Origin of the sequence: Acinetobacter sp. ANC 5054 (assembly GCF_002135295.1) — a bacterium.
In the GTDB taxonomy this organism is placed as follows: domain Bacteria; phylum Pseudomonadota; class Gammaproteobacteria; order Pseudomonadales; family Moraxellaceae; genus Acinetobacter.
This window is the reverse complement of sequence record NZ_NEGG01000009.1, coordinates 13,988-28,552: the sequence shown is the minus strand read 5'-3', so window position 1 is coordinate 28,552 and position 14,565 is coordinate 13,988. Positions and strand designations below refer to the sequence as shown.

The 14,565-nt window shown below is 40.0% G+C and carries 14 protein-coding genes; 8 read left to right on the top strand and 6 right to left on the bottom strand.

Features of this window, described 5'->3' with window-relative positions; translation table 11 throughout:
• Nucleotides 1-54 precede the first annotated feature (54 nt).
• Entirely contained in the window at nucleotides 55-1,884 is a 1,830-nt protein-coding gene (locus tag B9T33_RS10305) for a phosphoenolpyruvate carboxykinase (GTP) (RefSeq protein WP_086178818.1), read from the bottom strand.
• 413 nt (nucleotides 1,885-2,297) lie between these two features.
• Here B9T33_RS10305 and B9T33_RS10300 point away from each other — a divergent pair, with 413 nt between their 5' ends.
• The 4 genes from B9T33_RS10300 (at nucleotide 2,298) to groL (ending at nucleotide 6,173) form a co-directional block, all read left to right on the top strand.
• Nucleotides 2,298-3,236 carry a diacylglycerol/lipid kinase family protein gene (locus B9T33_RS10300; protein ID WP_086178817.1) on the top strand — a complete coding sequence of 313 codons (939 nt, stop codon included), beginning with the start codon at nucleotides 2,298-2,300 and terminating at the stop codon, nucleotides 3,234-3,236.
• A complete protein-coding gene (locus B9T33_RS10295; RefSeq protein WP_086178816.1) occupies nucleotides 3,217-4,002 on the top strand; it encodes a metallophosphoesterase family protein in 786 nt (261 codons plus the stop codon). The genes B9T33_RS10300 and B9T33_RS10295 overlap by 20 nt, the downstream gene beginning before the upstream one ends.
• A 185-nt stretch (nucleotides 4,003-4,187) precedes the next feature.
• The gene (locus tag B9T33_RS10290; protein ID WP_086178815.1) at nucleotides 4,188-4,478 is read left to right on the top strand and encodes a co-chaperone GroES; all 291 of its coding nucleotides are present in this window, start codon (nucleotides 4,188-4,190) and stop codon (nucleotides 4,476-4,478) included.
• A gap of 60 nt (nucleotides 4,479-4,538) precedes the next feature.
• The gene (gene groL, locus B9T33_RS10285; RefSeq protein WP_086178814.1) at nucleotides 4,539-6,173 is read left to right on the top strand and encodes a chaperonin GroEL; all 1,635 of its coding nucleotides are present in this window, start codon (nucleotides 4,539-4,541) and stop codon (nucleotides 6,171-6,173) included.
• 75 nt (nucleotides 6,174-6,248) lie between these two features.
• Here groL and B9T33_RS10280 read toward each other — a convergent pair whose 3' ends face one another.
• A complete protein-coding gene (locus B9T33_RS10280) occupies nucleotides 6,249-6,728 on the bottom strand; it encodes a copper resistance protein NlpE (protein WP_086178813.1) in 480 nt (159 codons plus the stop codon).
• A 302-nt stretch (nucleotides 6,729-7,030) separates the two neighbouring features.
• Between B9T33_RS10280 and B9T33_RS10275 the strand changes: the two genes are divergently transcribed.
• On the top strand, nucleotides 7,031-7,618 hold the full coding sequence (locus B9T33_RS10275) for a 1-acyl-sn-glycerol-3-phosphate acyltransferase (protein WP_171263618.1): 588 nt from the start codon (nucleotides 7,031-7,033) through the stop codon (nucleotides 7,616-7,618).
• Nucleotides 7,619-7,811: 193 nt separating this feature from the next.
• Here the strand turns inward: B9T33_RS10275 and B9T33_RS10270 are convergent, their stop codons facing one another.
• Complete coding sequence (locus B9T33_RS10270) at nucleotides 7,812-8,141, bottom strand: hypothetical protein (RefSeq protein ID WP_086178812.1); 330 nt, start codon at nucleotides 8,139-8,141, stop codon at nucleotides 7,812-7,814.
• A 159-nt stretch (nucleotides 8,142-8,300) separates the two neighbouring features.
• Nucleotides 8,301-9,038, bottom strand: coding sequence for a sulfite exporter TauE/SafE family protein (locus B9T33_RS10265; RefSeq protein WP_086178811.1), 738 nt, complete (start codon nucleotides 9,036-9,038; stop codon nucleotides 8,301-8,303).
• A 205-nt stretch (nucleotides 9,039-9,243) separates the two neighbouring features.
• On the opposite strand from B9T33_RS10265, the gene B9T33_RS16540 reads away from it, so the two are divergent.
• Nucleotides 9,244-9,699, top strand: coding sequence for a hypothetical protein (locus tag B9T33_RS16540; protein ID WP_086178810.1), 456 nt, complete (start codon nucleotides 9,244-9,246; stop codon nucleotides 9,697-9,699).
• Nucleotides 9,700-9,755: 56 nt separating this feature from the next.
• Here the strand turns inward: B9T33_RS16540 and rsmD are convergent, their stop codons facing one another.
• On the bottom strand, nucleotides 9,756-10,310 hold the full coding sequence (rsmD, locus tag B9T33_RS10255; protein ID WP_086178809.1) for a 16S rRNA (guanine(966)-N(2))-methyltransferase RsmD: 555 nt from the start codon (nucleotides 10,308-10,310) through the stop codon (nucleotides 9,756-9,758).
• Nucleotides 10,311-10,313: 3 nt separating this feature from the next.
• Nucleotides 10,314-12,374 (bottom strand): penicillin-binding protein 2, encoded by a 2,061-nt coding sequence (gene mrdA / locus B9T33_RS10250; RefSeq protein WP_086178808.1) that lies wholly within the window; start codon nucleotides 12,372-12,374, stop codon nucleotides 10,314-10,316.
• A gap of 233 nt (nucleotides 12,375-12,607) precedes the next feature.
• Here mrdA and B9T33_RS10245 point away from each other — a divergent pair, with 233 nt between their 5' ends.
• Both B9T33_RS10245 and B9T33_RS10240 read left to right on the top strand, forming a co-directional pair.
• A complete protein-coding gene (locus B9T33_RS10245) occupies nucleotides 12,608-13,126 on the top strand; it encodes a hypothetical protein (RefSeq protein ID WP_086178807.1) in 519 nt (172 codons plus the stop codon).
• Between the two features lie 64 nt (nucleotides 13,127-13,190).
• Nucleotides 13,191-14,507: a hypothetical protein gene (locus B9T33_RS10240; protein WP_086178806.1), complete on the top strand. Its 1,317-nt coding sequence runs from the start codon at nucleotides 13,191-13,193 to the stop codon at nucleotides 14,505-14,507.
• The last annotated feature ends 58 nt before the right edge of the window (nucleotides 14,508-14,565 follow it).

Below are 14,565 nucleotides of genomic sequence, written 5' to 3'. Positions count from 1 at the left end.
AAAGTTGAAAAAAAGACCGCATTGAGCGGTCTTTTTAAATTACTTAATCAAGGATTAAGCAGATTTAACAGCAGCGATTAACTCAGCTTGACGAGCTTTAAGCGCTTCTGGAAGGCGATCACCTAGTTTGTTGAACAATTCAGTGTGGCTTTCAAGTTCTTTGATCCATTGATCTTTGTCTTGAGAAGTAACAAGGTCAAATTGTTCTTTAGTGAAGTCTGAACCAGTCCAGTTTAATTGTTCGAAAGTTGGAACGCGGCCAATTGGAGTTTCAACAGCAGTTGCACGACCTTCACAACGGTCAATGATCCACTCAAGAACACGCATGTTTTGACCGAAACCAGGCCATACAAAGTTGCCTTCAGCATCACGACGGAACCAGTTCACGTTGTAGATACCAGGAAGTTTGTTGCCATGAGCCGCAGCTTTAGCAGCAACTTCTTCACCAAGTTCTAACCAGTGAGAGAAGTAGTCAGCCATGTTGTAACCCGCAAATGGAAGCATTGCGAATGGGTCACGACGAACGATACCTTGTTGACCAACAGCCGCAGCAGTTGTTTCAGAGCCCATAGTTGCAGCTTTGTAAACACCATCAACCCAGTCAAATGCTTCTGAAATTAGAGGCACTGTGTCTGCACGACGACCACCGAAGATGAACGCAGAAATTGGAACACCCGCTGGATTTTCCCAGTCAGCATCAATAGAAGGGCATTGACCAGCAGAAACTGTGAAACGAGCGTTTGGATGCGCAGCTTTTTCACCAGCAACGTGTGGTTGACCTTTCCAGTTTGTAAGGTTAGCAGGCGCTTCTTTAGAAAGACCTTCCCACCAAACTTCGCCGTTGTCAGTTACAGCAACGTTTGTATAGATGACATCTTTAGTCAATGTAGCCATACAGTTCGGGTTGGTTTTGGTGTTTGTACCAGGTGCCACACCAAAGAAACCAGCTTCAGGGTTGATTGCGTATAAGCGGCCATCTTCACCTGGTTTGATCCAAGCAATATCGTCACCTACAGTTTCAATTTTCCAACCTTCGTAGCCAGCTGGTGGAATCAACATAGCGAAGTTTGTTTTACCACAAGCAGAAGGGAATGCAGCTGCGATGTAGTGTTTTTCGCCTTGTGGATTTGTCACACCAAGGATTAACATGTGTTCAGCTAACCAGCCTTGTTGACGACCCATAGAAGATGCAATACGTAAAGCTAGGCATTTTTTACCCAACAATGCGTTACCGCCGTAACCAGAACCGTAAGACCAGATTTCACGAGTTTCTGGGTAATGAACGATGTATTTTTCAGGGTTGCAAGGCCATGCAACGTCTTTTTTACCTTCTTCAAGCGGAGCGCCTACAGTGTGTACACAAGGAATGTATTCACCGTCAGTACCAAGAACGTCATAAACAGCTTTACCCATACGAGCCATTTTTGACATGCTTACAGCTACGTAAGGAGAATCAGTAAGTTCGATACCGATATGAGCAATATGAGAACCTAAAGGACCCATAGAGAAAGGAACAACGTACAAAGTACGACCTTTCATTGAACCGTCGAATAAACCGTTAAGGCGAGTACGCATTTCAGCTGGAGCTTCCCAGTTGTTAGTTGCGCCAGCATCTTCTTGCTTTTCTGAACAAATAAAAGTACGACCTTCAACACGAGCAACGTCAGAAGGATCAGAATTAGCAAGGTAAGAACCAGGATGTTTTTCTTGGTTAAGTTCTTGCATAGTGCCGTTAGCGATCATCAAGTCGATATAACGTTGATATTCTTCTGCGCTACCGTCACACCATTCGATTTTTGCTGGTTTGGTTAATTTGGCAATTTCTTCCACCCAAGCAATAAGCTTAGGGTGACGAACGAATTCTGGTGCGTTCACTTGGGTCATGGTGAGGCCTATCTCAAATATGTACTAACCGTACAAAGTCTAATCTGCATCGTGGGTTGCACCATGCAGATAAAATATGAAAAAAAAGTCGCTGTATTAAAGCATAAAATCATAAAAAAAATAAGACTAAAGAAGTGGTAGATTTTTTTTGGTAGTTAATGTTATTTATGTAATAAATACATATAAATCAAAAAGATATTAAAAATAATGTGTGTTTTTTATTTTATTCACAAAATTAATGGACAATATTTTATATATTTATTTTTAATAAAATCAAGATCTTGAAATAATTTCTTACATGAGAATTATTATTGATTAAATAAATGGTGGTAATTCGAATTTTACATAAAGGGGCTATTATTTGTTGCTAAATTCGACAAAATAGAAACTAAGGCGCTATCGGTGTATAAAAAATGTCTAAACAAGCCAAGCCATTATCTATTATCTATAACAAAAAATCAGGATTTCATGCGGCAAATAAAGATGAAGTCTATGAGGAACTTGTTCGCTTATTATCCGAATATGACTATGAAATACAATCTTTCGAACTGGGACAAGAGTCCAGTTTTGAAGAACTGATCAGCAAAGTTTTAGAGCGCCATCAAGATCAAAATAATGTAGGTATCGTCGTTGCGGCAGGTGGGGATGGTACTTTAAATGCCGTTGCACAGCGTTTAATGCATAGTAACATTCCAATGGGAATTTTCCCTTTAGGGACGTTTAATTACGTTGCACGCGTCTTAAATATACCTTTGGATCTTATAGATGCAGCTAAAGTGATCGCGACAGGTGAAAATCGAAAAGTCCACGTAGCACAAATTAATGATTATATTTACCTCAATAATGCCAGTTTAGGGCTATATCCGTTATTTATTCAAAAGCGTGAACATTACAATCAAAAATTTGGGCGATTTCCTTTACATGCTTATACCTCTGGTTTGGATGTGCTCATTCGAGATCGAAAAGAACTTAAACTTGAAATAGAAGTTGATCATCAAATTTATCCCGTTAAAACGCCCTTAATCTTTTTTGGAAATAATCAACTCCAACTTGCAGATTTAAATCTACAAATAGCCAAAGATGCAGCAGAGGGTAAAGTTGCAGGTGTGGTTGTCGCCAAAAGCGATAAGCGCACATTATTTAAAATATTGTGGCAGCTCATTCGTGGAAATATTGATAAAGCACCAGATGTGTACAGCTTTGCGGCAGATCAGGTTGCGATTCATTCCAAACGTAAAAAAATGACCGTGGCAATAGATGGAGAAATTGTCACGATGCAGCCACCGTTAAATATTTCTGTGCAGAAAAATGCGTTAAATGTACGGGTGCCACATGATTCTGCATCTGTCTGATCTACATTTTGGGACTGAAAAGCCCGAATGTATGAAAGCAATCCAACAGTTTTGTGCGCAACATGCTATTGAAGCGGTGGTTGCGAGTGGGGATTTAACTCAGCGTGCACGTTATATGCAGTTTTATGCCTGTAAGCAATTTTTGGACAGCCTAAAATTGCCTTATATCGTGGTGCCCGGTAACCATGACATACCACTGTATCATCTGTGGGATCGTATATTTAGCCCGTTTACCCGATACCAATTATTCTTTGGTGCTTTAGAAAATGTATTGGAAACTGAACATTTTTATATGATTGGGCTAAATAGTATTCGGCGGCGTTATCATACGCGTGGGCATATTTCCCTAGAACAGATTCAACACGTAGATCAGCTATTAAAGCAGGCCCCAGTCAATAAGCTTAAATTGGTGATTGCGCATCAACCATTTTATACGCCGCCAAATGATCCTCATGGTGTCAAAGATTGTCCAGTACAGGGAAGATTAGCCTTAGAGCAATGGAGTCGGCATGGCTTGAATGGCTTATTGCATGGGCATTTACATGTGCCTGCCAGTTATGATTTAAACCAAATTTATGATTTAGGTGTTGGGCATCCTGTTTGGGATATTCATGCGGGAACTGCAACTTCGTATCGATTACATGAAAATTTGGCGAACAGTTTTAATGTCATTAATGAGCAGATGAATGTGCGCCACTATTTTTATCATTCTAAGCTAAAAATATTTGAGGAAAATGTCAGCACACATGTTTTAGATGAGCTCTAATTATTTAAAGTGTAATTTCGAATAAAAAAAGCACAAAAAGATGAAAAAAATTAAGATTTGCCCTTGAAGCGTTTTATTCCATCCCCACAAAAGTGTCATCGAAATTATTTTTTGACGATGGCTTATGGAAATCAAAATGTCATCGTCTTTCATCTATAAATAGACTTAGTCTGATGGAGTTCCAAATGAGCAACATTCGCCCGTTACATGACAACGTTGTGATCCGCCGTGTAGAGAAAGAAACTAAAACTGCTGGTGGTTTAATCTTGAGTACTTCTGCTGCTGAACAACCTGCTCAAGGTGAAATTATTGCTGTAGGTAATGGCAAAGTAACTGACAACGGTGTACGCCCACTAGATGTAAAAGTGGGTGACAATGTACTTTTTGGTGCTTATGCAGGTACTAAAGTAAAAGTTGATGGTGAAGAACTTCTTGTAATGAAAGAGTCTGACATTTTAGCTGTACTAGAAGGCTAAGCTCAGATCTTTCATCCCGAATTTGATTTGAAAATATATTAGAAATTTTTGGAGTAAACCATGTCAGCTAAAGACGTAAAATTTGGTGATTCAGCGCGTTCAAAAATGATCGCTGGTGTAAACATCCTTGCAGATGCAGTTAAAGTGACTTTAGGTCCTAAAGGCCGTAACGTTGTGATTGATCGTTCTTTTGGCGCGCCACATATCACTAAAGACGGTGTGACTGTTGCTAAAGAAATTGCGCTGAAAGACAAATTTGAAAACATGGGCGCACAATTGGTTCGTGAAGTATCTTCAAAAACCAACGACATCGCAGGTGACGGTACAACAACGGCGACAGTATTGGCTCAAGCGATTCTAAACGAAGGTATCAAATCAGTGACTGCGGGTATGAACCCAATGGACTTGAAACGCGGTATCGATATTGCAGTTAAAGCCGTAGTTGCCGAAATTAAAGCGACTGCAAAACCTGCGTCTGACTCTAAAGCAATTGAACAAGTCGGTTCGATCTCTGCAAACTCTGATACCACTGTTGGTACTTTAATTGCACAAGCAATGGAAAAAGTGGGTAAAGAAGGCGTTATTACTGTTGAAGAAGGTTCAGGCTTTGAAGATTCGCTTGACGTTGTAGAAGGTATGCAGTTTGACCGTGGTTATATCTCACCATACTTTGCAAACAAACAAGAAACTTTAACTGCAGAACTTGAAAACCCATTCATTCTTCTTGTAGATAAAAAAATCAGCAACATTCGTGAATTGATTGCTGTACTTGAAGCTGTTGCTAAAACAGGTAAACCACTGCTTATCATCGCTGAAGATGTTGAAGGTGAAGCGTTGGCTACTCTTGTTGTAAACAACATGCGCGGCATTATCAAAGTATGTGCGGTTAAAGCACCTGGTTTTGGTGATCGTCGTAAAGCAATGCTTCAAGACATCGCGATCTTAACTGGCGCAACTGTTATTTCTGAAGAAGTGGGCATGTCACTTGAACAAGCGTCTCTTCAAGATTTAGGTACTGCGCATAAAGTGACTGTATCTAAAGAAAACACTGTAATTGTGGATGGTGCTGGTAATGCGGCTCAAATCGCTGAGCGTGTAACTCAAATCCGTGCGCAAATTGAAGAATCTACTTCGGAATACGACAAAGAAAAACTTCAAGAACGCGTTGCTAAATTGGCAGGCGGTGTCGCTGTTATCAAAATTGGTGCAGCAACAGAAGTTGAAATGAAAGAGAAGAAAGACCGTGTAGACGACGCACTTCACGCAACTCGCGCTGCAGTTGAAGAAGGTGTTGTTGCGGGTGGCGGTGTTGCACTTGTACGTGCTGCTAAATCACTTGAAGGTGTGACTGGTGCGAATGATGATCAAAATGTAGGTATCAACATTTTACGTCGTGCGATTGAAGCACCACTTCGTCAAATCGTTGCGAACTCTGGTGATGAACCATCAGTTGTAATCAATGCGGTGAAAAACGGTGAAGGTAACTTCGGTTACAACGCTGCGACTTCAGAGTATGGCGATATGCTAGAAATGGGTATTCTTGACCCAGCTAAAGTAACGCGTTCTGCACTTGAACACGCTGCTTCAGTTGCAGGTTTAATGCTAACAACTGAATGTATGATCACTGAAATCCCAGAAGACAAACCAGCTATGCCAGATATGGGTGGCATGGGTGGTATGGGCGGAATGATGTAATACATCACCGATCATTTGATCTAAAAAAATCCCCGCATTTGCGGGGATTTTTTATTGCTTAAAGATTTAGAATGTTTAATTCAAATCTTTAGTTAAACGGTAATTTAGCTCAGGCATTTCGAGTTTTTCACCTTTATCACCACGCATTTCAATATAATTTTCGCCAATAAAATAAATACGATGATCACCTTCAGCATCTAGTTGAATCATGCCCGGCTGATCGGGTAAAAATTTAAATACACCTTTCACTTTATTTTCACTATTTGCAGGTTTACCCAAGAATTTTTGAGTAAGTTCAAAGCTCTTATCAAGCTTTAATTCCAATTCGGTCTCAATACCTTTGCAATCATGGCAGGGCAAGATTCCTTTATATTCACCCGCCCAATCAAGTGCGTTTTCGGTGGTATCTCTGCTTAATGTTGTGCTTTGGGATGCGCTATCTGTATTGGCAATGACATTATTATCAGGTGGTGTGGCATGTTCAGAGTCACTGGTTTTAGAGCAAGCCACCAATGTTGTGCTGACAATACATAACGCAAAAATAAGTTTTTTCACAATATTCACCTGACTGGCTAAGTTGTAGTTTTAGCTTGGCGTTAAATAAAAAACAAAAAAAGTCTATTCCTGTAAATTCTTGTTTGCTTCGTTGTTTTTAAAGTTTGGAGTGAAGATGATGAGTTAAAAATATTAATGTATGAATAATGAGAATAGTGTTATTTAAAATTAAGTTTAACTTCTAAAACTGAACGCTAAAGTACAATCATATATTAATTGATCAATATGTGATCGATCTTCGCTGTTATAATTTTTTTGTATTGTTAAACTCTGCACGTCTAAAAAAATGTGCGGTATAAGTTGTGTTTGAAAAAACGGCAGAAAAAAGTCTGAATTTGATGGGTTGGCAAATCGATAATCATTGGGATTTTGATATTGATCAATGTGTAATGATTGCCGCACCACATACCAGCAATTGGGATGCTTTGTACGCACGACTTGCACTGAAAGCTTTAGGGGTAAATGTACGTATTACCATTAAAGACAGTTATATGAAATTACCCTTTGGTCCATTTGTTCGTGCTATGGGGGGAATCGGGATTAATCGTCGTCCAAAACAGGCTGGTGAACCACGTCCAAGCATGGTTGATCTCATGGCTGACCTATTTAAATTTCATCCTAAATTGGTGATGTTGGTTACACCCGAAGGAACACGTGCCAAACAAGAAAAATGGAAAACGGGCTTTTATCATGTTGCTATTCAAGCAGGTGTGCCGATAGCCTTGGCATATATGGATTATGCCAATAAGAAAACTGGTGTAGGTAAGATTGTCTATCCGACAGGGGATTATGAAAAAGATATGGCGGAAATTATGGGTTTCTATGCTCAAATTAATGCTAAATTCCCAGAAAAGTTTAGTGTAGATACTCGCTATTTTGACGTGAATTAAATCTTATTTAGCGAATAAAAAGGACAGTGATTACTGTCCTTTTTTATTGATTTTTTTTATAAAAATGAAATAAAAAACGAATAGTGGATCTCTTATAAAAGTTAAAAAAATTTAGGATTAAACCATTAAATTATTAATAAAAAATTAGCTGCTCTTTTGGATGAGAAGCAGGTTCTGTAAGAAGCCCAATATTTTAGTCTTTAAAATCAGGTTGAATTCCACCAAGGTTTTGGCATGCAGCTTTGTAAATTATATATTGCTGGTCTACTACTTCAGATAAAGGAATGGTAAATAGCTTTTCACCGTCTTTATAGCTATCAATATATGAAACGACTTTTTGCTTACTTGAAGCCAGCTTTTGTTCATGAAAACTGGTGATTGAACTATGCGCCATATGTGCGCTTTCAATATTATTACACTGAAAATGTGTCAGTAGTTTTTCGGCTTTTTTTATTTCACTTGATGTGCCAAACATACAGCCGCTTAGCAGAGTTACACCTGCAAGCAGGATGAACTTATTCATGGTTTTGTTTTAAGTCATGATGGGGTGCAGTATTCTATAAACTTTTACAGAAAAAATTAATCTATTTTTTGCCATTTGGCTAAAAAATATTAAAATGAGACCAATATCATTTTTTGTAAGAAAAAAGGTTTATTTTCTAAACAGAAGTACATTGGTAGTTTAGGTGATAAGGCTCATCGTGACCAAGAAGCATCCTGATGCAAATAATAAGCCCAAGACAATATTTTTAAATTGGCGTTCTGAAATTTTATAAAATAAACGAGCACCAAATATTACAGGAAAAGCCATAATAACCAACAATACGCCAAGATAAGGCAGGTGTTCTTTATGAATGAGTCCTTGTATTAAATAACTCACCAAAGTGACGAGCTGAATGGCTAAATTAAAATGACGCAAAATGTAGCGTTGTTCACTTTTGGGTTTATTTTTTAGCATGAGCCATGCTGATGGCAAAGCACCACAAAAACCGCCTAAGCCCCCTAAGATCCCTGCAATATAACCAATTACGGAATCGGCCCATTTTCCAGATTTTTGAATGATATTGAATTTCGGGTTAAAAAATAGGATCGGGCACCAGAAGACCAAAAAACCGCCCAAAACCAATTTAAAACTGTCTTGATTGATGCTGTCGAGTAAATAAGTACCCAGTGGAACGCCTAAAATACCCGCAACCAAATAAGGCAAAATAATACGTTTATCAAAGTGGATGGATTTACGTTCAGATGATAAGGAAATGAAATGGCTGTAAACAGATGCACACACGACTAAAGGTGCGGCAATTTGTGGCGGTAAAATCCATACCCAAAATGACATGGCGATGAGGGCGAAAGCAAAACCTGTTAATCCCTGCACGAAACCTGCAAAGATTGCCCCAAGAATAAAGATCAGCCAAGTCATGAAATGAATACAGTGAGAAGCGAGGGGCTATTGTAGTGAATTTTTCAGCGTAGGTGGGGTGTTTAGCAATAAAGCAATAAAAATAGATGAAAGATCAAATAATGGATAAAGCATGAATAAATAAACACAGCATTCATACATTAGCTGCCGATTGAATACATCTCGTCAATAGACAATCTATTCAGACCTAATAGGAGTGCTACACATGCTTAAACAAGTTGCTTGGTTGTCTGTTGCTGCCGTTGCATTAACCGGTTGTATGGTAGCACCTTATGATGATGGTCCTTACTATTCTGGCCAATATGGCGGTACATACGCACAGCGTTATGATTACGGTCAACGATATGCTTACGGGCAACGGATTGATAATGGGCACCGCTATAACAATGCAAATCGCTATGATCGTCCCTATGATCGAGACCATTCACATCAGCAGCGTCCAACGACACAACGACCTGATATGAATAAGCGTCCTGAGCATAATTCAAAACCGAATGATCAGCACAAACCAAATGTGAGTCGACCACAACCGACTAAGCCAAATCAGGCAAAACCGAGTACCAATAAACCTCAGTCTCAGCGCCCGAAAATAACACCGATTGATAAAACTAAAGGTGGGGCAGGCTTTAATAGTCAACGACCCCTTCGACCTCAGGTTTAAAAAATAAAAGGACGCAATCGCGTCCTTTTTTGTACGTGGTTTATGCAATCAAATGACTAAATCGTTTTTTGATATAGCCCAGCACGCACAGTACCTGCTTTGGTTTGTTTAATTTGTTTCCATGTTGTTGGAAGCTTTAGCTGTGCTAAGTCTCGATCTGCCTCGACATAAATAAAGCCATTTTCAGCTATCAAAGGATCTGCTAAGGCAGCTAATTCTTGCCACAAGTCGAGGCTATAGGGCGGATCTAAAAAGACCAAATCAAACTCATCTTTTAAACTTGGTAAAGCTTGTTGCGCAGTCATATTTTTTAATTGAACTTGCTGTTTGCTGATACGTAAAAGTTCAAGATTGTCTGTTAGAAATTTTGCTTGGGTGCGATCAGGTTCAATCAATACAGCTTGTGCAGCTCCACGAGATAAAGCCTCAAATGCCAATGCTCCTGAACCCGTACATAGGTCAAGGACTTTGGCATTTTGTACATCCCACATGAGCCAGTTAAACAAGGTTTCACGTACCCGGTCTGGTGTAGGGCGTAAGCCTTCAATACTGGCAAAAGGCAGTTGACGACGCTTCCATTCACCACCGATGATTCTTAATTGGTTTTTCACAGATTATTCTCCATCGGAAGTGGTTGCAGAACTTGCTGCACGAGTGGCATGCGTAGCAGGATTTTGTGTTGTATTGGTTGATGTATGAGGTTGGGCTGCATTCGCATTTGGCTGATTTGGATTTGCATTTGGATCAGCAGCCAAAATATTTGAACCACTTGGTAATTCACCTGGTTTAATACCTGCCGTCATTAAACCACCACTAATTTGGTGACCCTCAGGACGGATTGGATTCTTTTTACGCGTAAGTAACCAATAATCAAAAATTGGTTTAGCAATTTGCGCAGCAGAACCACCATGTCGACCATTTTCCCAAACCACAGCAATCGCAATTTCAGGTTTTTCAGCAGGTGCAAAACCGACAAAAAGGCCATGATCCAGTTGTCGCTCAGTCAGTAGGGATTCGTTATAGCGTTTACCTTGCGCAATACTTTTCACCTGTGCTGTACCTGTTTTACCTGCAATTTGATACATCGGTGTACGAATACCACGACCTGTACCTGTTTGTACCACGTCAATCATGGCATCACGCATCTTAATCCAATCTTCAGGTTTTCCGTTAAATTGAATTCGCCCATTCGGGGCATTATGTACTGTATGTACTTTCACGCCTTTACTCTCGCGTAATACGTGAGGTGTCACATGGGAGCCTTGGTTGGCGGTAATTGCAGTTGCCATGGCCAGTTGTAATGGCGTGGCAGTAAATGCACCTTGTCCAATGCTGACAGAAATGGTTTCACCTTTGAGCCAGTTAGATTTACGTGTACGGAGTTTCCATTCGGGGTTTGGATAAAGCCCAGTACTTTCACTCGGTAAATCGACACCGGTTTTTTCTCCGAAGCCAAACTGACGCATCCATGAATTCATCTTCTCGATACCCATACGATAAGACAGTACATAAAAATAGGTATCACAAGATACGACTTGCGCTTTATGTAAGTTTACAGCGCCATGTCCAGTTTTTTTATGGTCACGGAAACGGTGACTATCACCCGGTAAAGTAAAGTAGCCTGGATCTGAAATTGCTGTACTCCAATCCACCAAACCATAGTGTATTCCACCTAAACCAAACATTGGTTTAATGGTTGAGCCGGGAGGATAAGCCCCTTGTACAGCACGGTTATAAAGGGGTTGATCGAGGCTATCTCGCAAACCTGAATAGTCTTTGCTACTAATCCCAGTTACGAATAGATTTGGGTTAAAGCTCGGGCTAGAAACCAAAGCCAAAATTTCACCTGTACGTGGATCCATAGCAACGATTGCACCACGACGACCTGCCAATTGCTCTGAAGCAACGGTTTGTAAACCATAATCTAAAGATAAATAAAGGTCGTTACCACGAACAGGATCTTTTCGACCTAAATGACGCAGGACATTACCAAAGGCGTCGGCTTCAACAGATTCATTACCGGGCATGCCATGCAATAATTCTTCGTAGGATTTTTCAACCCCAATTTTACCTATCAGGTTAGAACCCGCATACAAGTCTTTATCGATCGATTTCAGTTCTTTGTCATTAATACGTCCGACATAACCAATCACATGAGCAAACAGTTCTCCATGTGGGTAATAGCGTGTCATTTGCGTTTCAATATTTACGCCTGGGAACTGATATTTCACTTCACTAAAACGTGCAATGTCGTTTTCATTCAAATTTAATTTAATCGAAACACGTTCAGTCTTTTTCGACGTTTTAATGCGTGATTTAAAACGTTGAATATCTTCGTCAGTCAGTTCAAGTAAAGGGGTTAATCGGTGAACCGTATCGTCTATATCTTCCACATCTGCACGGCTCATGGTGGCAGAGAACACAGGGTAGTTATCTGCGAGCAAAACACCATTACGGTCATAGATGTAACCGCGTGATGGTGCAAGTGGTTGCAAGCGGATTCGGTTTTGATCTGCGGCAGTGGAAAAGGTTTGGTAGCTATTGATTTGCAAATATGCATAACGTGCAATGAGCAACAGCATAAAGACAGAAACGATCCCGATCGAAATCACTACACGATTACGATAAATCCGCTTTTCTTGCTGGACATTTTTTAAAGGAAAGTGCTGCTTCATACGCGATCGACTTAAGGACAAAGAACTGAAATAACCGAAGGGACATATTCTAGCGCAACTGGCATTTTTTTGATAAAGAAAAACAGTACAAGCATGAAAGTCGTTCAAACTTTGACTTTATAGACATTAAAAATATGGGGGCTTGTGTATAACAGTTCATATTATTCTGATAAAGTCAGTAGTCATAAAAAAGGAATAATCCAAAAATAATATTAAGGAAGTTAGTGAAAACAATGAATAAATTTTATCCATTGCTTGCGTTAATGATGCTTGGAAGCATCACACATGCCAATGACAATTCATTTTTACCTGAGGCAAAATTAACGGGTGAGGGTTATCAACCTTGGAATGTCGGCGCAGGATTTACCCAAAAAATCATTCACGTGAATGGTGAATGGGCCAATCCCTACGGTATAGCCTATGCCAAGGCTGGTGTTTTTCTAAACGATGATAAATCACCGGCTGGCCAGGTCGGCTTTCGTTACCCAGTTCATTTCACGGGTAAGGATAAAAATGGTTATTATATCGGGGCTTATGCAGGTCATATCGATTCTAAAAAAGTCGATGGTGAAGATGAAGTACGCTTAGGTGGTGGTATCGATCTTGCTTATGTGATGTTGAGTTCTGAGCGTATTAGTACGTTTAGTGTTGGCATGGGTGCAGGTGAAAAATTAGAAGATAAATCAGGTAATGTGATTGCTGAAACTGAACCGAGACTACAAATTTCATATACTCTAAGTTTCGGTTTGTAGTGAAAATATTCAACTTTATTTTATAACCGCACTCACTGAATAAAATTAAATATGGAAGTTATGCATGCTTGAGTACGTGAACGAATTGTGGCAAGCCTTTTTGCGACGACCCGATTTTTGGGCGGTGCTAAGTATTATCCCTGTTACCGCATTCGTTACCTGGGCACACGTTTGGATGGCTCTGAAAATGGTGTTTTACCCAATTACCTTTTGGGGATTCCATTTGGGACCAATACCTGTGGGTTGGCAGGGGATTGTGCCAAGAAAAGCTGGGCGCATTTCGGGTATTATTACCGATAACACATTGTCTAAGTTGGGTTCGCTTCGAGAGTTTTTAGATGCGATGGACCCAGAAGATATGGCGCGGATCATTGGTGAACAAGTTGGATTTGAACTTGAGCATCTCATTGACGAGGTCATGTTAGATCGCAATGCTGTACTTTGGGAAAATCTACCATATTCCATTAAACGTCGTATTTATGCTCAAGCACAGAAACAACTACCAGGTACATTAAGAGAACTTGTGACCGAACTGACCATGAACGTCGAGTCACTTGTCGATATGCGTGAAATGGTGGTGAGCCAAATGGAAGCAGATCGACGTTTAATGGTTCGTATGTTCCTGAAAGTCGGTCAAAAAGAAATTAATTTTATTTGGCATATAAGTGCCTTAATCGGGATGTTCTTTGGTATTTTCCAAATGATCGTTTGGTTTGTTGTGCCATGGCATTGGACCGTCCCATTTTGGGCAGCAATCTGGGGCTTTTTGACCAACTGGATTGCGATCTGGATGGTCTTTAATCCAATTGAAGCGCATCCTGTAAAATACCTGCAATTGTTTGAATTAACAAAGGATCGTAAATTTCCTTGGGTTAAACCTGTGATTCCACGCATTGGGACTTATAATGTCCAAGGCGCATTCATGAAACGCCAAGAAGAAGTGTCAGATGTATTCGCAAGTGTAGTCACAGAAGACCTAATTACGTTAAAATCAATTATGACTGAAATGATGTATGGCGGGAAAAAAGATAAGACTCGCCGCATCGTGAAACGTCATATTAATGAAATTATGGAATCTCCACTGGTTCGTACGTCATTACAGTTATCTTTAGGTCCAAAAGAGTATGCAAAACTCAAGACAGACTTGATCGATCGCTCAATTGAAATTACGATGGTGCCTGTATGCGACCCTGCGTTTAATGCGAGCCGTGCACAGAAAATCTTTCAAATGTTTAGAGACCGGATTCGTGAGCTCACGCCGAAAGAATTCCAAAATCTATTACGTCCTGCATTTCAGGAAGACGAATGGATTTTGATTGTCTTGGGTGGGGTAACTGGTTTTATCGCAGGTACAATACATTTGTTTGTGGCTTTCTTATAATGAGATGCCGGGGGACACAGTCCAAGGATTGTGGTCGTGGCGTCATACAAATTGTTTA